Genomic DNA, 19,334 nt, shown 5'->3' on the forward strand with positions numbered 1-19,334 from the left:
AATTAAATCAGTGATAAACTAGGGGTGCCTAACGTATGCGTAGGCTGAGAGAGAAGCGTAACCCTTTGGACCTAATCTGGCTCGTACCAGCGTAGGGAAGTTAACGGCTTTGCATAATGATGTCTTTATGAGCCAGGTCCTTATTTTTTTATGGACCTGGCTCTTTTTATGGAAGATGCGCAAATTGGGAATACCGACAGTAGTGGATAGGGTTGTTCAACAAGCAATCAGTCAAGTGCTTGGTTCAATATTTGAAAAACAATTTAGCGAATCTAGTTACGGCTTTAGACAAGGGCTCTTTTATGTTTGTATTTCGGAACTTCATCATATTTCTTTAAATAATAAGCACGGTAAGTAGCTTCACGAAGTTGTACAGAGTTGGCAGCTTCAACCATGTAATAACGAAGATACTGGTTTCCCGTTCGTGTCATGGGTGTTCGTTCCGATTCAAAGTTTCCAGATTGCGATTTTTTCTAGTAAAGACCGGTGTATTTGGCCAATTGTGCTTCGTTCTCAAAGCGTTCAATTTGTCCAACTTCCGCAATGATTCCCGCGGCGTATACGACTCCAATGCCTGGAACACTTGTTAAATATCTCGCTTCTGGAATGGCTTAGAATAAAGCAGTAATGCTTTTTTCTATCTCTTTGATTTGTTTTTTCAATGTTTGAATCAATCGTGCATAAGTGGCTAATACAACGTCCACAGAGTCTTGAACGACCTTACCTAGTCGGTAGGAGTCACGTATGGCTTTCTTGATGGTTTTCGCTAAATCTTCCGGGTCGCTAAAGCGTCCTTTCCCCTTTTTCTGAAGAAGAGTAGCGAGTGCTTCTAGATCCATTTCTGCGATTTCATCCAACGAAAGGGAATCTGAGAGTATTTCCATCATCGTCGCACCAAAAACAGAGGTATTTAACTCTTTCGATAACGTATTACATTTGTAGTAAAGGTTCTTCAGAAAGTGTTGCTTACATTCTGTTTGCTGGTGAACGAGTTGATATCTAGATCGTGTTAAACGTTGAAGGGCAACGTATTTTTCCTCCTTGATAAGAAACTTATTATACCGTCCGATTCTTAAAAAATCGGCAATACGGAAAGGATCTATTTTATCGGTCTTATCTTCTTCAAAGAGTTTTTTATACCGATGGATGGCTTTTGGATTTTGTACGACCACTTCCACGTCTAAAGCCCTCAAATCCTTATCTTCCGTTAGGAACATGGAAGGATGGAAACTATAGACGGAAGTAGATTCCATGCCAATGACAATTTTTTTATAGTTGTACAACTGGTGAAAATGGAGAACATCCTCCTTAATGGCGTTGGCACCATTCACATCGTTTGAAAGACAAATTTCTTTCAAAACAGTGTCATGACTGTCAAGAAAACATACATCAAGTTTTTCAGAGCTTACATCAATAGCTACGAATAATCTCAAAGAAAGGACCTCCTTTCTTTGAATAGTATTTGGAATGAGCTTGGATACTGTGGGATCTCCCTAGAGTCCAAAACATAGCCACAACCTCGCGTATGAGTATTCAATGATTACCTTCATCTAAGCTGCCCTTCCACCACTATGAGAGGTAAGTGAAGGAAACCGATACAGCTTGTGCGTATGCAGTGCATTTTGGTCTGGGTCACAGTCTTTTAACGTGGTCGAACTACAGGAGGAGTAAGCATATTCCCGATGGGTCCATTTCTATACTTCCATTATCTGGGTAAATCCCCCAGTATCCAAGACTAAATTTTACCCATACATCATTTTTTTGATGTAGCTCTTGAAGATAAAAACTATTTAATTTTCAAGGAACAGTTATTAACTTAAAACTTATTATAAGAGGAGGGTGTATCATGAAAAAAATATGCTTTGTATTAATTGTCGATGCTGGTATAAATTATGGTTCAATATTTTCTCTACCATTTTTAAGGAATCAGGATGATTTGAAGGAACATTTTTCTAAGTATTATGATGTTTCAATTAATTATATTAGGGATAAAAACTCAGTTGACTATTTGGTAGTTCCCAAACCGTGTCCAGCTTTTGATAATGAAAATAATCTTCCAATAATTGAAGTACCAGCAATCTTATTTATGGAAAAGAATTTTGAAAAAATAAAGACTTATATAGACAATTATTTTTCTAATAACTCATAAAGAAAATAAAAGTACAGTAAAAAGAAGTCCGATAAAAAACGAGTGGTGTAGAATATTTCTATTAATCATTCGTTTTTTATTATATTTACATATATTTTTTAAAAGAGGATTATAGACGTTCTGAAAAAAATAATTATAACAAGAACAGTGTTCGTGCTACTATCTACGGTTATTTTTTGTACTAAGTACCCCTTTAACTAACAAGACAACAAAAATAATTAACATATTAAGGAAATAATATTAAAATAAATGTAAGAGCTTTTTCTTTGAGTTTTAGCTCTGAATAATAAAGATAGTTAAATCACTAAATGGAGGAGCAGGTCAATTTTGTTCCTTGTATAGTAAATTGTTACCTATCTCTATTGCAGGTTGTATGGCAGGTAGCAGTTGTAGCGAAATGCAGCAGAGACAAAGGCTCTTTGTCAAACGGGACTGATGAATGTATTTGGCAAGTAAAAAATGGTTCTTTCCGGAGTTAGTTGAAAAGTCTCATTCTCTCCAAAAGTAGAATCTTTGTCCGCAATGTGGAGAATTTGTATCGACCATACATGATTCTTTTAATAAGCTTTAACTTGTTTATGCTCCCTTCGGCAAGACCATTATTATTCTCATAAGTTACCGCATTTCTGACAGCTTCAATATCCCGGGCTAATCCATTCGTAAAGCTCTTAAACTCTTGTATATTAGTATTCTTAATTTTCTTGATACAATGGTCGAGATTCTCAACACTCTTTGTGGTGAAGATGTTTTTAAACTCCCATGTTAAGTCATAAACTATTTTTACAATAGGGTGTTCTTCGTAATTATTGTTGGTATTATGACGTATGTTCAAGCGTATTATTTAACGTGGATGATTCCATAAAGAGAAAAAGAAATAACCTTTGCATTTTTCAGATTATCGTGTATGATGGGAAAGTATTGAAAATTAAATCAGTGATAAACTAGGGGTGCCTAACGTATGCGTAGGCTGAGAGAGAAGCGCGTGATCTTCTTAACCCTTTGGACCTGATCTGGCTCGTACCAGCGTAGGGAAGTTAACGGCTTTACATAATGATGTCTTTTATGAGCCAGGTCCTTATTTTTTTATGGACCTGGCTCTTTTTATTTTGGCATGCGCTGGCCATATCTCGTCCTTGTCACGAACAGGGGAGGCAACAAAGGTTATGAAACAGTCTGTTTCAGCTGAGCAAATTGAATTGAAATCGAGTTTACCAGGGAGTAAGAAAGTATATGTGGATGGACCACGCGCAGGCATGAAAGTGCCGATGCGTGAGATTGAACAAAGCGAAACGAACGGCATCCCAAATCCTCCAGTCCGTGTGTATGATACGAGCGGTCCTTATACGGATCCGGCGTATAAAGTGGAGCTGGAAAAGGGAATTCCAACGCCGCGTCATTCTTGGATCATGGAGCGCGGGGATGTAGAGGCATATGAAGGGCGCGAGGTGAAACCAGAGGATGATGGTGTGAAAGTGGCTTCGAAACATACACCTGTTTTCCCGCAAATGGATCGCCAGCCGCTTAGAGCGAAGCAAGGTGCAAATGTTACGCAAATGCATTATGCGCGTAATGGCATTATTACGTCTGAGATGGAATACGTTGCAATTCGTGAAGGAGTAGAGCCGGAGTTTGTTCGTAAGGAAATCGCAGAAGGCCGCGCTATTTTACCAGCGAATATTAATCATCCAGAAGCTGAACCGATGATTATCGGGCGTAACTTCCATGTGAAGGTAAACGCGAATATCGGAAACTCTGCTGTATCTTCTTCTATTGCAGAAGAAGTAGAAAAGATGACGTGGGCTACTCGCTGGGGTGCAGATACGATTATGGATTTATCTACAGGTAAAAACATTCATACGACGCGTGAGTGGATTATTCGTAATGCGCCTGTACCAGTTGGAACTGTGCCGATTTATCAAGCGCTTGAAAAGGTAAATGGAATTGCAGAAGATTTAACGTGGGAAGTGTACCGTGATACGTTAATTGAGCAAGCGGAGCAAGGCGTGGATTACTTTACGATTCATGCTGGTGTATTACTTCGTTACATTCCAATTACTGCAAAGCGTACGACAGGTATCGTTTCGCGTGGTGGTTCGATTATGGCGCAGTGGTGTTTATTCCATCATAAAGAAAACTTCCTATATACTCATTTTGAAGAGATTTGTGAAATTATGAAGCAGTACGATGTTTCGTTCTCTCTTGGAGATGGATTACGTCCAGGATCGATTGCAGATGCAAATGACGAAGCACAATTCTCTGAGCTTGAAACACTTGGTGAATTAACGAAAATTGCTTGGAAACATGATGTGCAAGTTATGATCGAAGGACCTGGACACGTACCGATGCACTTAATTAAAGAGAATATGGAGAAAGAGCTTGATATTTGTCAGGGCGCGCCGTTTTATACACTTGGGCCACTAACGACAGATATTGCACCAGGTTATGACCATATTACATCGGCAATTGGAGCTGCGATGATCGGTTGGTTTGGAACGGCGATGCTTTGTTATGTAACGCCGAAAGAACATTTAGGTTTACCGAATAAAGATGATGTACGCACGGGTGTTATTACGTACAAAATTGCAGCGCATGCGGCTGATCTTGCAAAAGGACATAAAACGGCTCATCAGCGTGATGATGCACTTTCAAAAGCACGTTTCGAATTTCGTTGGCGCGATCAATTTAATTTATCTTTAGATCCTGAACGTGCGATGGAATATCACGATGAAACGTTGCCTGCAGAAGGGGCAAAGACAGCTCACTTCTGTTCAATGTGTGGACCGAAGTTTTGTAGTATGAGAATTTCACATGATATCCGTGAATATGCAAAAGAAAATGATTTAGAAACGACAGAAGCAATTGAAAAAGGAATGAAAGAGAAAGCAGAAGAATTTAAAGAAGCTGGTAGTCATTTATATCAATAACACATTACACCTCTTTACTTGATTGATCACACTGTAGTACCTAACTTTATTATAGAAGAAGCCCCATTTGCTAAGACGGTAGCAAATGGGGCTTCTGTTGTTTATCCCGCTATTTGTGGGCAGTAAGACCCCCACCTCAAAATTCAGTGGAAGCAAAGAAGTTAGGTCGGGGTCGGGCTGCCCGTAAAAGCCCGATTGGTTAAGGCTAATAATCAGTGGGTGATGAACAAAACCCCCACTGATTAAAGTTTCACTTTATAAGGCGAAGAAGAGATGTACCCAGTAGAATAAGAGGAATAGTGTGACGACTGTTGTGAGCGGGATAACGATAAGGGATACACTTAAATAGTCTTTCCATTTTACTTTAATTTTGTTTTGTTTCAGAATATACATCCAAATGAGTGAAGCTAGTGTACCGATTGGTAGTAATAGTGAACCGATGTCACTACCAATGATGTTTGCAAGATAGATTGTTTTTAATGTGACTGGATCTAGTCCCATTTCTGTTAATGTAATTGTACCAATCATAAGGGCAGGATGGTTATTGAAGACGTTAGAGAGGATGGATACAAGTCCGCCCATTGCAAAGCTAGCATAGAGTAGATGCTGATTCACAATTGGCTCGAGCCATTGTACAAGTGCAGCTGTTAATCCTGCGTTGTGGAGTCCGTAAATAATGACGTACATAGAGAAGGCGAAAATTAAAATGTGCCACGGTGTCTTTTTCAAAATGTCGACAGGATTTGTTCGTAAGTAGTACCATCTCCAAATGAGAAGAACGAGTGAACCAAGTACTGCAACGATTTCAATTGGGATGGATAAGAAGGATGCAACGAATAGAAGACAGCGCATAAGGAAGACGAAACCTAATACTTTTAACATGAATCTTGTCCGTTTTTGTTTCGTATCAACAGAATTATTTCCTTTTAGTGGATGGAAGTTTTTCGTGAAGAAAATTTCTTCAATATCATATGAAGAAACAGGTAATTTTTTCGGAAGTTTTTTCTTCAAAACTGTATACATGAGCCATGACATAAATAATAAGCCTAATGTTGCAGGTACAAACATCATAGCAGTATGCATATAAAGAGTCATATTAACGATATTTAATGCGATTAAATTTACGATATTACTTACACCAATTGGTGCACTAGATGCCGTAGCGATTAAAGCACCACTTAATAAATAAGGAATTTGCTGATGAGGTTTTAATTGAAGATTTTTTAGAAGAAGAATTAAAATTGGAGTTGTAATTAAAATACTACCGTCGTTATTGAATAAAAGAGTCATGAGAAAACATAATAATTGAATATACCAGTATAAGCGGCGTCCAGAACCCTTTGCTAAATTTGCTAGTTTCGCTGCGGACCAATGGAAAAAGCCGAAGCTTTCTAATATAACTGCCATGACGATGGTCGCTAATATTGTTATGGAAGCACCGCCAATTTTACTTATAATATCCATGACGTCTGGTTTTGATACAAGTCCAGTAATTATGATGATACCAGCTCCGATTGCTGCTGGCCACGCCTCATTTAAACCTCGAGGCCGCCAAAAGATAACAATCATCGTTAAGAAGAATACAATAATAGTAATCCATATTTCAATGCTCATATTTTGCCTACCTTTCTATTTTCCCTTGAATAGATGTAGCTTGTCTCAAGGTTATATTGGTAGTATATTCAGCAAAAAATAAGAAGAACTAGACGTATAACGAGATGAAGCGAATATGTGTTTTTCATGCTAAAGGACAAGTGTCGCTAGTAGTGAAATAACTATTGTGATAGGAGTCTATAAATTGATTGGGCAGTAAGGTAGTAAATGAGATTTATATCAGCGTAACTGAAAATGTATCAGCGATTATTGAAATATATCGGCGTAACTGAAAATATATCAGCGATCATTGAAATATATCGGCGCAACTCAAAATATATCAGCGATTTTTAAAATATATCGACTTATCGACAAAACATGACAAAAGGAGCCCATCCCAAAATGCCTTTTGGAACAGACCCCAAGACTATATTATTTTTCCTTCAAAAAAGTACGATCCTTCAAGAATAAATTCCAGAAGAAAATAAATCCTGGTAATAAAATTGCAATCCCAATTGCGTATAGAATGAGCAGTGCATAGAACGTTTCTGTCGTTGTAAAGCTTGTAAATACAGTTACGTCAGGATAAATAATATAAGGTAAATGCGCGACGCCGTAAGCGTAGCTTGCAAATGCATATTGAGCGACGACAGCTAAAACGGCAATGCGAGGATATCCTAGTGTATTGTACTTTTTGTTTGTCCACCAAAGGGACGAGTATCCGATAACGAATAAAACAATAGAAACTGTAAACCACGGGAATTGCTTTATTAATCCTTGCATAAGCCAATGTGTTTCAGGATCCATTACAACGAGGGCGATGATCGCCGTAACGAGCGTTGCAGGACCAAGGATGATGGCATTTCTTCTATAAATTCTATACGTATCTTCTGAACTTTGTTCTCTCGCAAAATCAGCAAGAAAGAGAGAGGAGAGAAATAGTTCAGACGTTATTCCGAAGAGCATATAGCAATAGATAACCGGGCTAGAAAGAAGTTTTCCATACAGGAGTACTTCTTTCCCTTCAGCCATTGTAATATAGGCTCCCTCTGTAACGGGTAAAACGGTAATTAATAGTGCTGGAATTAAGAGACCAGTAATACCTGAAATAACCCGAAGAAGGTACTGATATTTCGGCAAGGAGTAAGCAAACACCATAAATGTACTACGTACTGCAACGAGCACTAAAATTAACATAACTGGTACGAACATTACTGTCGCAAGGGTAAAGGCCGCTTTCGGAAAGAAGCCGAGAAATGCGACAACGACGAAGACGAGAAACGTATTTGTTACTTCCCAAGTGGGTGATAAGTACCGATTCGCAAGTTTGGCAGCGAGCGTTGGATGTTTTGCGTATACCATGCCCCAAAAACCAGCACCAAAATCGATGGACCCTAGTATACTGTATACGAAAATAAGGGCCCATAAGATGATGATTGCAATACTTTCCTCATGCATGAGAATCGCCTCCTTGGTGTTGTAAATCATTCTTTAATGGATGTCTTCTAAAGAATGTACGTAGAACAAAGACTGTTAAAATAGCGAGTCCAATATATAAAATGATGAACAAAATAAATAAAGGACCGACGAAATCGGCGCGTGTAGCTGCATCGACGGTACGTTGCATACCATAAATTGTCCATGGTTGACGACCGCTACAACTGAAAATCCATCCGAATTCAATACCGAGCATCATAATTGGTCCGCATGCGGCAGCCCCCCAAAGTAGCCACTTCGGTAGTTCTGTTCCCTTTTTTCGGTACACGAAATACCAATATAAGAGTGCAATTGCTGCAACTGCAAAGGTGAATGTAGCAGTGCCGACCATTAAGTTGAATAGTGTATGTGTATAAAATGGTGGCCATGTTTCTTGTGGGAATTCCTTTAAACCTTTTACGACAGTGCTAGGGTCTAGTCCCACTAATAAGCTAAGCATGTTTGGAATTTCAAGTGCGTAGTTTAGTTCAAGTGTATTAGGATCCACAACTCCGCCAATGGATAGCGGTGCGTGTGATGTCGTTTCAAATAAAGCTTCAGCAGATGCAAGTTTTTCAGGTGAGTGTTTATGTAAGGCAATCGCTGATTCATGTCCTGAAAGCCACATCGTAGCGCCTGTAATAAATGTAACGACAAGCCCTAATAGCAGCCCTTTTTTATGATAAGCAATTTCACGTGTACTTAAATTTTTCTTCAATAATTTAAATCCAGCGATAGAAGCAATGACAGCCGCACCAGTTGCATAAGCCGTAATAACAACATGGAATGCACTTGTGCCAAAACTCGGATTAAAGAAAGCTTTCCAAGGATCAACGTTAAAAACAGATCCATCTGGATTCATTGAAAATCCTGCTGGTGTATTCATCCATGTATTTGCTGATGTAATGAGTACGGCGGATGCCGTGGCACCAAGCATGACGAAAAATAGCGAGATTAATCTCATAAATGGAGGAAGTTTATCAGCTGCATATACGTAAATCGACATGAATAAAGCCTCCAAAAAGAAGGCGAAAATCTCAATTTGGAAGGGAACAGAAATAACTTGCCCAACAATTTTGGCGAAACCAGGCCAAAGAAGTGAGATTTGCACACCAACAATTGTTCCAGTTGGAATTGCTACACCGAGAAGAATAGCAAACGCCTTTGTCCATCTTTTCGCCATAATGGCATAGTCGGAGTCTTTCTTCCAGTGATAGAGTATTTCGCTTATAAAAATCATCAATGAAAGTCCGACGCCAAGTGTTGCAAAGATAATGTGGAATGCTAATGAAGAACCAAAAAATGCTCTTGCTAATGTTACCGTATCCATATGTAAACTCCTCTTCTTTTTTGCCATTATTTTCTGATTGAATTGGAAGATTTATTCAAAAAAACTACCAAAAATATATATGTATTTAAAAAGTGAATATGATAATATAATGTTGTAATATTTTGAATAGAAAGAAATAAATGGTTGGTCATGTTTTGTTTGTTTTTTGCTCAGGAATCTTTTATAATCTTTTATGCGAACATAAGTTCTGTTTTTCGGAATCAAGAAGTTTATGTGAAATGGAGAGGGTGTTTTATGTATCCTGAAGTCATTAAAAAGATGGCATTTTCAAAAGAGCATAGAGATTTATTATTGAAGCTATATAATAAAGAAATTACGCGTCGTGAATATGATCGACTTGTACAATCGCTATATAAACCTTCTAAAGAGGTTTGTGAGGGATAGAAATGGGGGAGACAATCTAATAGATTGTCTTTTTTAAATTTATGTATGTTCTGATAAAATTAAGGTTAGCCTTACTAGGGAGGTGAAAAGATTGCGGAAACGTTTATATATAGGGATTGGAGTTATCTTCTTAATCGCTTTAGGTGGAATTGTATTTTGGTCAGCTTTACAAGGAAACCGTACAGAAAATTTTATTTTAAGACATATGGTGAATGACAATGGAACACTTGCCACGTATCGTTTAGTAGATACTAAGGCAGGTACGGGTGAAGCTAAGGGACGTGAAGCATTATCAGAATCGGCGGGATTATGGTTACAGTATACACTTGATAAAGATGATCAGGCGTTATTTGATGAGCAAGTAAAGGTTATTCAAGATAATTTCATATATAAGAATCATATCGTTTTATGGAAACTCTCTGAAAAGGGAGAGAGGCAGTCAGCTACAAATGCACTTATAGATGATCTTCGTATTATAGAACAATTATATCGTGCTTATGAAATGTATAAGGAAGAGCGTTATAAAAACCTTGCCGATCAATTAAGTGATGCTGTACTTCGTTATAATAAAAAAGATAATTATTATGTTGATTATTATGATGCAGATGCAGGGAAACAAAATAATTTTGTAACAACATCATACATAAATCCGCGTGCATTCTCCTATATGAAGAAGTACGGCAAAGTTTCTGCTCAGCAATATCAGGAAGTCGTTCAATTTTTAGCTGATTATCCAAGGCATGGCTGGGCATTCCCAAAAGAGTATAAAGAAGATGGTACATTTACGTACGATAAAGAAGTGAATCTTATTGACCAATCATACGTTGCATATCATCGAAGTTTAGGTGGTCTTTCATCAGCTGCTTATTTGGAATTTATAAAGAAGAAGTTCCAGGAGGATGGAAAGCTATATGGTCGTTACAATTTAGAAACGGGAAAACAAACTGTGAATTATGAATCGCCGGCCGCGTACGGATTAACAATTTTGTACGTACTACAAACAGGTGATACAAAGTTTGCGAAGGAATTGTATGATCATATGGCCACATTCCGAAATGACAACGTATTTAGTAGATATTACGGTGGATATGTAACAGGTGAAAATAATAATACGCATATTTTTGATAACGTGCTACCACTTTTAGCTGAAATGGAATTAAAAAAGAGTGAACAATAAAAGGTGCCACCATATGAGGGTGGCACCTTTTATTTGTTCATATAATTTTACGTTCTAATATTAGAGAAGTAGTCAATCACAAATTCACGGAATTGCTGAGCTGTTTTTGATAAGTAACGTTTTTTTGACCAACTTAATCCGATGGTTCGCTGACAAGTGGGTTCAATAATACGCAACTTGCTTGATGCTAAAGTAGAGTTTTTTAATAAAGTTAAACTTGGAACAAAAGCGATGCCGAGACCTTGCTTAATGAGGTCGCTAATCACGGTCGGTTCATCGACTTCAAAAGCAATATGCGGAGTGAAACCAGCTTCTTTACAAAATTCATCCGTTAAGTGCCGAAATCCGTAGCCAGTGTTCATACTAATAAACGGTTCGTCTTTTACTTCATGCAGGTGGATATTTTCTCGGCCGGATAAACGGTGGCCTGAAGGGACGACTAAGAAAATTTCTTCTGTAATAAGTGGTTCCCAAACAATCTCCTCACCTTCAATTGGCACAGAGGAGATACAAAAGTCAATTTCTATATTATCTAGTTGTCGTTTCATAGAAGGAGTAGATGCAAGAAATTGTTGAAATCGAACGTTAGGATGTTCTATTAAAAAAGAGCCAAGTAGTTCTGGTAATATTCTCGGAATAGAAACGGCCAGTGTAATAGAGCTTTGTTGTAATTCGGCTAAATCTTTAATTTCTCGTTCCCCTTCACTTAATTCATGAAAAATACGCTCTACTCGTTTTAAAAATACTTTTCCGAAAGAATTTAAAGTAATCTGTCGGCCTTGGCGATCAAATAAAGGGACTCCTAAATCCTTTTCGAGTCTAGCGATTGTTTTGCTGAGTGAAGGTTGCGCGATATGCAATTCTTCAGCTGCCTTTGTCATATGTTCTAGTCGTGCAACTGTCTGAAAGTATTTTAACTGGAGCAGTTCCATTTCGAATCTCCTTTCTATAGACCAAAAGGAATGAATTGATAATTAAAGATGTATTATACAGTATGGAAAGTGACGTGTATAGTAAATCTGTTAAACCATTCTAATGGTGTTAAATTCGGAGAAGGAGTATGTTTCATGAAGGGAATTCAACTTATATTTAAAGATTGGAAAGCGATGTGGCACCATAAACATGGACGTATCGCTTTAATTTTTTTATTAATCGTTCCGTTAATTTATTCAGGATTCTTTTTAGCTGGGTATTGGGATCCGTACGGAAGATTAGATAAATTACCTGTTGCAGTTGTGAACTTAGATAAGGGTGCTGTGATGGATGAAAAAACAATTCATGCAGGAGACGATTTTGTTAAAAATTTAAAAGAGAATAAGGAACTAGCTTTTCATTTCGTATCAGAAAAAAATGCAGATGAAGGGTTAAAAGAAGATAAATATTATATGGTTGTTACGATTCCAGAGAATTTCTCTAAAAAGGTAAGTACACTTATGGATGAGAAACCAGAGCCGGCAAAGTTGCAGTACAAAGTAAATCCAGGTAAAAACTTTGTAGCAGCTCAAATTGGAACGACAGCTGTTGAAAATATGAAAACAAAAATCTCAAATAGTATTACGAAATCTTATACAGAAGGTGTCTTTTCAAAGTTTCAAGATTTGGCACAAGGATTGAGTGATGCAAGTAATGGTGCTGAGAAGTTACATGAAGGAACGACCGATGCAAAAAATGGAGCGAATCAGCTTGCGGATGGTATTGATCGTTTAAGTAATGGGACATCGAAATTGAAAGAAGGAAGTGACAAGCTTGCATCCAGTCAATCTGCTTTAACCGGGGGAGCAAATGAGCTGAGTCAAGGAGCGACATCACTTCATAGTGGTATGGAATTACTAGCACAAGGTGAAAAAACGTTACAATCAGGAATTAGTGAATTAAGTGCTGGTACAAATGAATGGGTGAATGGAAATGAAAAACTTGCTGAAGGGCAAGCGAAAGCGGAAAATGCGGCAAATAGTGTAAAACAACAATTAGAAGAGTACGTGAAAAATCATCCAGAAGTGCAGCAAGATCCCGCTTTTCAAAAAATTGTTGCTACGTCTAATGGACTAGCTAAAGCAACAAGTACTTTAAATAATAGCCAACAACAATTGACACAAGGTGCGAAGAAGCTTACTGACGGTCAACATAAGATTGAAGAAGGCATAAATACATTCGGAGTTAAGTTAAATGAAGCTACTGCTGGAACGCAAAAGATAGCAGATGGTGCATCGAATTTGGCTGATGGATTTACGAAGTGGGGAAATGGATTTACATCATTGCAAGAAGGTGTAAACCAGCTTGCGAGTGGTGGAACGGAGCTGAATAACGGTGCTAGTAAATTAACAAATGGACTTGTTAAACTGGATGATGGTGCGAAAGAACTTTCTGCGAAATTGGGAGAGGGTGCAGAGAAGATAGCGAATGTTCGTAATGATGATGCACGTAATACGATGTTCTCAGAGCCAGTTCAGTTAGTGAAGTCAACAGTTTCTGACGTTCCTAACTACGGTTCAGGCATTGCACCATATTTCTTATCGCTTGCATTTTATGTTGGCGGAATTATGGCATCGAATATTTTACCGCTTGGTCGTAGACAAAATATGAAGGTAAGCGGAACGGTACATTTTATTAATAAACTAGGATTGGTATATTTAATTGGACTTATTCAAGCGCTACTCGTAGATGTAGTTGTGCTAGGTGTTATGAAATTAGAAGTTGCCAGTGTACCACTCTTTGTTTTATCAAGTATTGTGATTTCCTTTACGTTCATGACATTTATTCTTATGTTAGTAACAGTATTTGGTCTTGTTGGAAAGTTCTTAGCAGTAACGCTTCTTGTCTTGCAATTAGCGACGAGCGGAGGTACTTTCCCAGGAGAATTAAATATAGCTGTTCTTAGTAAAATTGGACAGTTTCTCCCAATGTCTCATTCTCTTAGAGGATTACAAGATGTTATCTCTTTAGGAGATTGGTCGCAATTAAAAATACAAATTTTAATATTGTTATGTTATCTCGTTGTTGCCGGTGGAATTGCTTGGATCACGAGCCATATACAGCATAGAGAAACGAATGTAGAACAAGTTTCTTAACAGGAAATAAGCTATCCGATTTTTTCGGATAGCTTATTTTTTATTTACGTTCCATTACTGCAAAGTAATTATTTTCATTATCAGCAAAGTTGAATGCTCTACCAGTAGGTAAATCTACAACCTGTCCAACTGTGACATTTTTCTCAGAAAGATCTTTATATAGACGGTCTAAGTCATTTGAGAAGAACATAAGTGAAGGTGTATTAAGGTTTAGTTCAGGTTGCATCTTCGCGATTAACGCTTTATCGTGAAGGACGATGCTTGTTCCTGCTTCTTTCGCCGGTGCAATTTCAATCCAGCGGAATCCGTTTCCGTTATTCTCTTCCGCAATGATTTGGAACCCTACTTTTTCTGTCCAAAATTGTACTGTTTCGTCTTGGTTATTTACATATAGCATAATTTGTCCAACTTGATTAATCATAGGTGTCTCTCGCTTTCTTTTTATATGCGTATCATTATATCAAATATATGGCTTGAATAGTTTTTTATGATTTTTTCGGAATACAACCTTCGTCCATTTCATCTTTGTTGTAGGAGAAGGACCTGTAATCCAAGTATGAAATGGTATTGTGCTACAAATGACCATTGTTGAAATAGAGATAATAGCCGTTAACACAAATAGTAATAGGCTATATAATATAGTATTTTCTTGCAGTGTGAATAAAGAAAGAAACTTTGTGCATAGTTGCAAGAAGAATAAGTGAGCTAAATAAGCACCATACGTGTAATTTCCAATGAAACGTAACGTTTTATATAAGAAACCACGACGCTGTACTATCATAATAGATAACACATACAGTATGATAATTTCGCATACGATATATAAAAACATAGATGGTTTTAAATAGGTAGAAACAGTTAAATGAATAGAGTTTGCTCCGTAAAAACTAAACAACTCATAATTGATGAATAAAAATAAGATGAAAAATAATATTGTTATAAGCGGGATATGTTTCATGACGAATAGACGCCAAGTTTTTAGTGCTACAGCGGCAATGCCACCCATAACGAAATAGAATGAGTAGAATAGAAATGATCGATCTGTATAATGTAAAATTGTTGAGCTTGTTAATTTTTCTCCATTAAAAATATAGTGAGAAGAGAACCACATTAATAGAAAATATAGGCAAGCGAAAAAGGTCATATATTTATATATGTCTTTTTTATTTTCTGTTCGTTTTTGAAACCAATAAAAAAGTGTGCATAGTAAAGGGAACAATAAGTGAATTTGGAACATCATAATAACGTACCAAAGATGGGGCGCGGCTGTTCCGAGTAATAAACTTTTTATTCCGCCTTGTAATGTAATAAAATCATTTGTTGTTAATAAGTAAAGAATAGACCAAAAGAAATAAGGAATGAGTAAGTGTGTCGCTTTTTCAGAAATATATTCTTTATATACTAATTGCTTCGTATAGTGACGAATTAAGTGAAATCCAACGATAAATATGAATGCTGGTGCTGAGAATTTTGCAAGATTAAATAGCATGCCCATAATGAGGGATTGCTCAAGTAAGACATTTCCTTGCTTCATTGTATATAATAAGGAACTTTGCAAAACGACAGCGAGAAATGCAATGCTTTGCAAAACTTTAAATTCAGGTGCGCTTTGTGTCATTATTTCCATCTCCTTTTCCATACATGATTATAGTACGGAGAATGGATAATGGATGTGGAATATTTGTGAAGATTTTAACAAATTTGTGGCGAGAGGAAATATCAACTTATCAACAAATAACGACAAAAAGAGGATGCTCGTTTAGAGCATCCTCTTTCTAGCTATTAAGCAAATTTGTTTTTGATCCAATTCTTACCTTCTACAAGGCGAGCTGTCATTACCGCACAAGCGTTATCTGCTGTTACGTTTAACATCGTTGCAGGTGGATCAATGATTGTACTAATTGCTGCGATAATTGGCAGTGCTTCTGGCGGGAAACCGTATAGAGATACGATTAACATTTCACCAATCATACCACCGCCTGGAATAGCACCCATTACTGTTCCTACTAATAAAGAAACAACAAGTGCGATTGCTAATGTTTTCGGTCCTTCGAATTCCATGTTGAAAATACCGAATAAGAAAGCAATTTTTAATACGCCACCTAAAACAGAGCCGTCTTTATGAAGTGTAGAACCAAGAAGGACAACTGTTTCACGAACGTCTGAAGAAATACCCATTTTCTTCGTTGCTTCTAAGTTCGCTGGAATACTTGCGGCACTACTACAAGTTGCAAGTGATGTAACTGTAGGAGAGACCATGTTCTTCCAAAATACTTGTACACCTTGCTTGCGACCTGCAAGGTATGCATAGAATGTGAAGAATACAAAGAAATAAATTAGAGAAGCTGGATAGTATACCATTGCCGCTCGGAAGTAAGTTCCAAGAAGTTGTGGTCCGAATTCACCAACTAATGCTGCGAAGTAAGCAGCAAGTCCGATTGGAGCGTAGTACATAATGAAAGATACAACCTTCATTGAAATCTCTGCACCAGCTTGTAGGAATGTAGCGAATGGTTTTCCTTTTTCGCCAACTGCTGAAGTTGCAATCCCCATTAAGATAGAGAAGAAAATAAGAGCTAACATATTTTCACGAGATAGTAACTTCGAGAAGTCAGATACTGTTAAAATACCGACGATTTGATCTGCAACACTAACAGCTTTGCCGGCTTTGTCAGGTTGTGTTAGTTCTAGTACAACACCTTGTGCTGGCGGGAATACTTTCACGACAATAATCATAAAAATAGCAGCCAAAATACTTGTAAATAAGAAAGTCCCAGCCATACTAGACATAATTTTACCGAAACGTTTTAATCCATCCATATTAGCAATAGACGATGCGATGCTAAAGAACACTAGAGGTACAACAATCGTAAACATTAAGTTTAAGAAAATGTCACCAAGCGGCTTTAAAGCAACTGCATCGGCACCCATGAAATAACCAATGAAACCACCAATTAGGATAGAAGATAATAAAATAAGCGGAAAGCGATATGCCTTCATAAATATATCCTCCTATCAATTAAAAAAATCATACTGAATCATTATAGCGAGTTAGAGTCCTCTTTACTAGGAGAATACGGATAAATGGAATAGCGTGAAAACCAAGAAATTTTTGTTTTTAAGCTCGGCATACAGCAGGAAATCTAGACATATATATTTGTAACCTAGTGGTGGCAAGGGATGCACCATAACTTAGGTTTAGAAAAAGGGGGAGGGAAGCGGAATGAATATTTTGCTTTGCTGTGCAGCGGGAATGTCTTCCAGTTTGATTGTTACAAAGATGGAGAAAGCAGCAGAGGCAAGAGGGATAGAAGTAAAAATCTGGGCAGTATCAGGTTCTGAAGTGAATAGTCATATTGATAAAGCTGATGTCCTTTTACTTGGACCGCAAGTACGTTATTTATTACCGAAAATGAAAGAATTATGTAAGGATAAAGGGATACCTGTTGATGTCATTCAATCCGTTCATTACGGACTTTGTAATGGAGAAGCTATCTTGCAAGCAGCTTTGTCAATGAAACCATGAGGAGAGTGGGATAGATGATACGGTTTTTAGAGAAGTACGTGATGCCGGTAGCAGGGAAGGTTGCAGAGCAGAGGCATTTGCAAGCAATTCGAGATGGAATTATTTTAACGATGCCTTTCTTAATTATTGGATCGTTTTTCCTCATTATTAGTGCACTGCCGATACCTGGATATAACGAGTTTATGGCAGGTTTGTTTGGTGAGAATTGGCAGAGAGCTTTAGGGTATCCAGTTAGTGCAACTTTTAATATAATGGCTTTAATAGCTGTTTTTGGAATCGCTTACAGGCTTGGAGAGTATTATAAAGTGGATGCTTTAGCATCCGGGGCATTGTCGCTTGTGACGTTTTTACTTGCGACTCCATTTCAAGTTGCATATATTATACCAAGTACAAAAGAGAGTGTACTTGTAGAAGGCGCTATCCCAGCAGCATTAATGGGAAGCCAAGGGTTATTTGTAGCAATGATTATCGCACTTATATCTACTGAACTTTATCGGTTTATTGTACAAAAAAAGATAATTATAAAGATGCCAGAGACAGTTCCACCAGCTGTCACGCGTTCATTTGCCGCACTTGTTCCAGGATTTATTGTTGTAACAGTTATTTGGATTTTACGCTTAATTATAGAAAATACTTCTTTTGGCAGTATCCATAATATCGTAGGACAAATTTTACAGGAACCACTTAGTGTACTTGGTGCTAGTCTTTGGGGCGCAATAATAGCAGTTATTCTTGTTCATGTTCTTTGGTCGTGTGGAATTCATGGTGCTACTATTGTTGGTGGTGTAATGAGCCCCGTTTGGTTGTCTTTAATGGATCAAAACCGAGTTGCTTTTCAAGCTGGGCAAGATGTACCAAATACAATTACGGCACAGTTTTTTGACTTATGGATTTATATGGGCGGTTCTGGTGCAACGCTTGCTCTAGTTGTCGGAATGTTACTATTTGCACGAAGTCAACAATTAAAAAGTTTAGGGAGATTGTCAATTGCACCTGGTATATTTAATATTAATGAGATGGTAACTTTTGGTATGCCGATTGTGATGAACCCACTTTTACTAATTCCATTTATATTAGTTCCAGTTGTGTTAACAATTGTTTCTTACTTTGCAATGGAATGGGGATGGGTCGCACGTCCGAGTGGGGCCGCTGTACCTTGGACGACACCTATTCTTTTTAGTGGATATTTAGGATCGGGCGGGAAAATTTCAGGTGTTATTTTGCAACTTGTTAACTTTGCGCTAGCATTCTTCATTTATTTACCGTTCTTAAAAATATGGGATAAACAAAAACTGGCGGAAGAAAAGGGGGAGTAAAGAACTAAAATGGATACGATAGAGACGAAAGCTTTTCATTTAATCTTGCATGGGGGAAACGCGAGAAGTTGTTCAATGGAAGCAATTGATTGTGCGAAGCGTGGGGAGTTTACAGAAGCTGAAGCTAAATTACAAGAAGCACTAGAGGAATTAAAAGAGGCGCATCGTGTACAAACGGAGCTTATCCAGAAAGAAGCTGGTGGCGAAAAGACCGAAGTTACTCTTTTAATGGTACACGCGCAAGATCATTTAATGAATGCAATTACGGTGAAAGAATTAGCGAGTGAGTTTGTAGAGTTATATAGGAAGATGTCGGTGGATGAATGAACCTTGCTTATGCAAGGTTTTTTTATCTCGAATTAACGGGCAG

General features: G+C 37.6%; 18 protein-coding genes, 2 pseudogenes and 2 riboswitches. Of the genes and pseudogenes, 10 read left to right on the forward strand and 10 right to left on the reverse strand.

Features of this window, described 5'->3' with window-relative positions; translation table 11 throughout:
- Positions 1-10 precede the first annotated feature (10 nt).
- Positions 11-115: riboswitch (TPP riboswitch) on the forward strand.
- A gap of 69 nt (positions 116-184) precedes the next feature.
- Positions 185-358: a hypothetical protein gene (locus tag MRP26_RS31050; RefSeq protein WP_006925833.1), complete on the forward strand. Its 174-nt coding sequence runs from the start codon at positions 185-187 to the stop codon at positions 356-358.
- Here MRP26_RS31050 and MRP26_RS31055 read toward each other — a convergent pair.
- Both MRP26_RS31055 and MRP26_RS13250 read right to left on the reverse strand, forming a co-directional pair.
- Positions 285-608: pseudogene (locus MRP26_RS31055) on the reverse strand (transposase). The gene MRP26_RS31050 and the pseudogene MRP26_RS31055 sit on opposite strands and share 74 nt — an antisense overlap.
- A gap of 3 nt (positions 609-611) precedes the next feature.
- Entirely contained in the window at positions 612-1,433 is an 822-nt protein-coding gene (locus tag MRP26_RS13250; protein WP_460229650.1) for an IS110 family transposase, read from the reverse strand.
- 413 nt (positions 1,434-1,846) lie between these two features.
- Between MRP26_RS13250 and MRP26_RS13255 the strand changes: the two genes are divergently transcribed.
- A complete protein-coding gene (locus tag MRP26_RS13255) occupies positions 1,847-2,149 on the forward strand; it encodes a hypothetical protein (RefSeq protein ID WP_242806199.1) in 303 nt (100 codons plus the stop codon).
- A 475-nt stretch (positions 2,150-2,624) separates the two neighbouring features.
- Here MRP26_RS13255 and MRP26_RS13260 read toward each other — a convergent pair whose 3' ends face one another.
- On the reverse strand, positions 2,625-2,936 hold the full coding sequence (locus MRP26_RS13260; protein WP_078400889.1) for a transposase: 312 nt from the start codon (positions 2,934-2,936) through the stop codon (positions 2,625-2,627).
- A gap of 3 nt (positions 2,937-2,939) precedes the next feature.
- On the opposite strand from MRP26_RS13260, the pseudogene MRP26_RS31060 reads away from it, so the two are divergent.
- Together MRP26_RS31060 and thiC are read left to right on the forward strand one after the other, a co-directional pair.
- A pseudogene (locus MRP26_RS31060) lies at positions 2,940-3,011 on the forward strand (L-lactate permease); the annotation flags it as partial.
- Between the two features lie 71 nt (positions 3,012-3,082).
- Positions 3,083-3,198, forward strand: a riboswitch (TPP riboswitch).
- A 114-nt stretch (positions 3,199-3,312) separates the two neighbouring features.
- The gene (gene thiC, locus MRP26_RS13265) at positions 3,313-5,073 is read left to right on the forward strand and encodes a phosphomethylpyrimidine synthase ThiC (RefSeq protein WP_000814450.1); all 1,761 of its coding nucleotides are present in this window, start codon (positions 3,313-3,315) and stop codon (positions 5,071-5,073) included.
- Positions 5,074-5,328: 255 nt separating this feature from the next.
- Here thiC and MRP26_RS13270 read toward each other — a convergent pair whose 3' ends face one another.
- The 3 genes from MRP26_RS13270 to cydA form a co-directional block, all read right to left on the reverse strand.
- A complete protein-coding gene (locus MRP26_RS13270) occupies positions 5,329-6,687 on the reverse strand; it encodes an arsenic transporter (protein ID WP_000021123.1) in 1,359 nt (452 codons plus the stop codon).
- A gap of 411 nt (positions 6,688-7,098) precedes the next feature.
- Positions 7,099-8,124 (reverse strand): cytochrome d ubiquinol oxidase subunit II, encoded by a 1,026-nt coding sequence (locus MRP26_RS13275; protein WP_078400885.1) that lies wholly within the window; start codon positions 8,122-8,124, stop codon positions 7,099-7,101.
- Positions 8,117-9,472 carry a cytochrome ubiquinol oxidase subunit I gene (cydA, locus tag MRP26_RS13280; protein ID WP_078400884.1) on the reverse strand — a complete coding sequence of 452 codons (1,356 nt, stop codon included), beginning with the start codon at positions 9,470-9,472 and terminating at the stop codon, positions 8,117-8,119. Before cydA ends, MRP26_RS13275 begins: the two co-directional genes overlap by 8 nt.
- Before the next feature lie 255 nt (positions 9,473-9,727).
- Here cydA and MRP26_RS13285 point away from each other — a divergent pair, with 255 nt between their 5' ends.
- Together MRP26_RS13285 and MRP26_RS13290 are read left to right on the forward strand one after the other, a co-directional pair.
- On the forward strand, positions 9,728-9,877 hold the full coding sequence (locus tag MRP26_RS13285) for a hypothetical protein (RefSeq protein WP_000283179.1): 150 nt from the start codon (positions 9,728-9,730) through the stop codon (positions 9,875-9,877).
- A gap of 91 nt (positions 9,878-9,968) precedes the next feature.
- Positions 9,969-11,054 (forward strand): hypothetical protein, encoded by a 1,086-nt coding sequence (locus MRP26_RS13290; protein WP_001231662.1) that lies wholly within the window; start codon positions 9,969-9,971, stop codon positions 11,052-11,054.
- A 47-nt stretch (positions 11,055-11,101) separates the two neighbouring features.
- Here the strand turns inward: MRP26_RS13290 and MRP26_RS13295 are convergent, their stop codons facing one another.
- Positions 11,102-11,986, reverse strand: a complete 885-nt coding sequence (locus MRP26_RS13295) for a LysR family transcriptional regulator (protein ID WP_000421923.1) — start codon at positions 11,984-11,986, stop codon at positions 11,102-11,104.
- 135 nt (positions 11,987-12,121) lie between these two features.
- On the opposite strand from MRP26_RS13295, the gene MRP26_RS13300 reads away from it, so the two are divergent.
- Positions 12,122-14,122, forward strand: a complete 2,001-nt coding sequence (locus tag MRP26_RS13300) for a YhgE/Pip domain-containing protein (RefSeq protein ID WP_078400883.1) — start codon at positions 12,122-12,124, stop codon at positions 14,120-14,122.
- A gap of 40 nt (positions 14,123-14,162) precedes the next feature.
- Here the strand turns inward: MRP26_RS13300 and MRP26_RS13305 are convergent, their stop codons facing one another.
- The 3 genes from MRP26_RS13305 to MRP26_RS13315 form a co-directional block, all read right to left on the reverse strand.
- On the reverse strand, positions 14,163-14,543 hold the full coding sequence (locus MRP26_RS13305; protein ID WP_000610162.1) for a VOC family protein: 381 nt from the start codon (positions 14,541-14,543) through the stop codon (positions 14,163-14,165).
- Positions 14,544-14,582: 39 nt separating this feature from the next.
- Positions 14,583-15,740, reverse strand: a complete 1,158-nt coding sequence (locus MRP26_RS13310; protein WP_078400882.1) for an acyltransferase — start codon at positions 15,738-15,740, stop codon at positions 14,583-14,585.
- A 164-nt stretch (positions 15,741-15,904) separates the two neighbouring features.
- Positions 15,905-17,122: a dicarboxylate/amino acid:cation symporter gene (locus MRP26_RS13315; protein ID WP_000649376.1), complete on the reverse strand. Its 1,218-nt coding sequence runs from the start codon at positions 17,120-17,122 to the stop codon at positions 15,905-15,907.
- Between the two features lie 223 nt (positions 17,123-17,345).
- Here MRP26_RS13315 and MRP26_RS13320 point away from each other — a divergent pair, with 223 nt between their 5' ends.
- From MRP26_RS13320 to MRP26_RS13330, 3 genes are read left to right on the forward strand one after another with little or no spacing between them, the layout of a single operon-like run.
- Entirely contained in the window at positions 17,346-17,648 is a 303-nt protein-coding gene (locus MRP26_RS13320; protein WP_001023543.1) for a PTS sugar transporter subunit IIB, read from the forward strand.
- A gap of 14 nt (positions 17,649-17,662) precedes the next feature.
- On the forward strand, positions 17,663-18,964 hold the full coding sequence (gene celB, locus MRP26_RS13325; RefSeq protein ID WP_000617789.1) for a PTS cellobiose transporter subunit IIC: 1,302 nt from the start codon (positions 17,663-17,665) through the stop codon (positions 18,962-18,964).
- Between the two features lie 9 nt (positions 18,965-18,973).
- Positions 18,974-19,291, forward strand: a complete 318-nt coding sequence (locus MRP26_RS13330; RefSeq protein WP_000379645.1) for a PTS sugar transporter subunit IIA — start codon at positions 18,974-18,976, stop codon at positions 19,289-19,291.
- Positions 19,292-19,334: the final 43 nt, after the last annotated feature.

The organism is Bacillus sp. CCB-MMP212 (assembly GCF_022748145.1).
Lineage (GTDB): Bacteria > Bacillota > Bacilli > Bacillales > Bacillaceae_G > Bacillus_A > Bacillus_A cereus.

Bases quoted from the DNA above. Each gene is read 5' to 3' on its own strand.
- MRP26_RS13255 (WP_242806199.1), top strand. From the start codon at position 1,847: ATGAAAAAAATATGCTTTGTATTAATTGTCGATGCTGGTATAAATTAT.
- thiC (WP_000814450.1), top strand. From the start codon at position 3,313: ATGAAACAGTCTGTTTCAGCTGAGCAAATTGAATTGAAATCGAGTTTA.
- MRP26_RS13270 (WP_000021123.1), bottom strand. From the start codon at position 6,687: ATGAGCATTGAAATATGGATTACTATTATTGTATTCTTCTTAACGATG.
- MRP26_RS13275 (WP_078400885.1), bottom strand. From the start codon at position 8,124: ATGCATGAGGAAAGTATTGCAATCATCATCTTATGGGCCCTTATTTTC.
- cydA (WP_078400884.1), bottom strand. From the start codon at position 9,472: ATGGATACGGTAACATTAGCAAGAGCATTTTTTGGTTCTTCATTAGCA.
- MRP26_RS13285 (WP_000283179.1), top strand. From the start codon at position 9,728: ATGTATCCTGAAGTCATTAAAAAGATGGCATTTTCAAAAGAGCATAGA.
- MRP26_RS13295 (WP_000421923.1), bottom strand. From the start codon at position 11,986: ATGGAACTGCTCCAGTTAAAATACTTTCAGACAGTTGCACGACTAGAA.
- MRP26_RS13300 (WP_078400883.1), top strand. From the start codon at position 12,122: ATGAAGGGAATTCAACTTATATTTAAAGATTGGAAAGCGATGTGGCAC.
- MRP26_RS13305 (WP_000610162.1), bottom strand. From the start codon at position 14,543: ATGATTAATCAAGTTGGACAAATTATGCTATATGTAAATAACCAAGAC.
- MRP26_RS13310 (WP_078400882.1), bottom strand. From the start codon at position 15,740: ATGACACAAAGCGCACCTGAATTTAAAGTTTTGCAAAGCATTGCATTT.
- MRP26_RS13315 (WP_000649376.1), bottom strand. From the start codon at position 17,122: ATGAAGGCATATCGCTTTCCGCTTATTTTATTATCTTCTATCCTAATT.
- MRP26_RS13320 (WP_001023543.1), top strand. From the start codon at position 17,346: ATGAATATTTTGCTTTGCTGTGCAGCGGGAATGTCTTCCAGTTTGATT.
- celB (WP_000617789.1), top strand. From the start codon at position 17,663: ATGATACGGTTTTTAGAGAAGTACGTGATGCCGGTAGCAGGGAAGGTT.
- MRP26_RS13330 (WP_000379645.1), top strand. From the start codon at position 18,974: ATGGATACGATAGAGACGAAAGCTTTTCATTTAATCTTGCATGGGGGA.